This is a genomic window from Arthrobacter sp. Y3223164 (assembly GCF_059091005.1).
In genome coordinates this window covers 1-1,399 of sequence record NZ_JBNHGF010000556.1, presented here as the reverse complement: position 1 = coordinate 1,399, position 1,399 = coordinate 1, and the positions used below count along the sequence as shown (strand labels likewise).

The window sequence follows — 1,399 nt, the reverse complement described above, 5'->3', positions numbered from 1 at the left end:
GCGGCCCTACAAGCCCGCCCCCCGCGGCCCCTCGGGTGCGGCCATCGCCCTGACCCTGGGCGCCGCCATGCTGGCCGCCGGCGTGGTCCTGGGGCTCAACGCGCTGGAATTCGTTGAGCTGGGCCGGAATGTCGTGCCCGTCGCCATCGCCGCGGCGCTGGTCGTGATCGGCATCGGCGTCGTGGTGCTGGGCGCCGTCGGCCGCACCTCCGGCGTCCTCGGTTTCCTGGCCGCTGTGGGACTGGTCCTGGCGCTGGCCTTCTCCGCGGGAACGCAGTGGACGGCCTCCAACTACGCCATCGCCTCGAGCCGGACCTGGACCTCGGCCGCGACCCCGGCCCAGGGTGACGGCTACAGCGTCGTGGCCGGCGACGGCACCGTGGACCTGCGCGCCGTCTCCGGTTCCCGTTTCGGCGGCCCGGCCCTCGTCCCGGTCAACGCCGTGGCCTCCTCCATCACCGTCATCATCCCCGACGACGTCCCGGTGAAGGTGGAAACGCAGATGGCGCTGGGCAACGTCGAATACGTCACCGGCGCGGACAGCGGACGGCAGTCCGGGTTCTGGCAGCCGGGAAGCTACACCATCAACGACGACGGCGGGGCGCCGGAAATCGTCCTGGCCGTCCGGGGCGTGGCCAGCAACGTCGACATCGTGACCGTCAGCGAACTGGAGGAAATCCGATGAGCAGCCAACTGAACCGCGACCAGGACCGCCGTCCCCGCGTCGGCACCATCATCTGGGGCTTGATCGCCGTGGCCGTCGGCCTGCTGGTGCTCGCCGGGACCTGGTGGGACATCAGCTTCAACTGGGCCTACGTGATGATCGCCCTGCTGATCGGCTCCGGCATCGCCCTGGTGGTCGCCGGCGTCCTGAGCGCCACCCGCAACCGCGACCGCTAGCCCGGGACCGACAGGACCGTACCCCACCGAGACCGACAACCAAGGCGGCCCGCGCCACCCGCGCGGGCCGCCTTCGACGAACCGGCAGTGACAACAGCTCCCGAACACGAAAGCATGGTGCCATGGATACCTTTTACCGCGTGCTCCGCTCCAGCCCCGTCCGCCGCGGCCCCGACCGCTGGGTCGCCGGCATTTGCGGCGGCATTGCAGCCAAGTTCGGCTGGGACGTGATGTGGGTGCGGATCGCCACCTTGCTGGTCTTCCTGTTCCCCGGCGTCGGCATCGGCACCTACCTGGTGTTGTGGCTGCTGCTGCCGAAGTACGACGGCAGCATCGCGCTGGAGAAGCTGCTCGCCGGCAAATCCTGATCCGCTGTCCACCGGCCGGAGGACAAGGGAGTCGGCAGGACGGACGTGCCGGCCGCGACCCCGGGCGGAGCATGCTGGAAGCATGAGAACCCCCGCCACCAGCCGCGCCGCGTTGGACGCCACGGGCGCGC

At 70.6% G+C, this 1,399-nt stretch carries 2 protein-coding genes and 1 pseudogene; all 3 read left to right on the top strand.

Going from position 1 to position 1,399, the window contains the following annotated elements:
* A pseudogene (locus AC5RUJ_RS16355) lies at positions 1-685 on the top strand (hypothetical protein); the annotation flags it as partial.
* Entirely contained in the window at positions 682-900 is a 219-nt protein-coding gene (locus AC5RUJ_RS16350) for a hypothetical protein (RefSeq protein WP_493980168.1), read from the top strand. The pseudogene AC5RUJ_RS16355 and the gene AC5RUJ_RS16350, both read left to right, overlap by 4 nt.
* Positions 901-1,022: 122 nt before the next feature.
* A complete protein-coding gene (locus AC5RUJ_RS16345) occupies positions 1,023-1,268 on the top strand; it encodes a PspC domain-containing protein (RefSeq protein ID WP_494000514.1) in 246 nt (81 codons plus the stop codon).
* The last annotated feature ends 131 nt before the right edge of the window (positions 1,269-1,399 follow it).

Excerpts from the sequence above, each read along its gene's own strand:
- AC5RUJ_RS16345 (WP_494000514.1), top strand. The coding sequence starts at position 1,023 with ATGGATACCTTTTACCGCGTGCTCCGCTCCAGCCCCGTCCGCCGCGGC.
- AC5RUJ_RS16350 (WP_493980168.1), top strand. The coding sequence starts at position 682 with ATGAGCAGCCAACTGAACCGCGACCAGGACCGCCGTCCCCGCGTCGGC.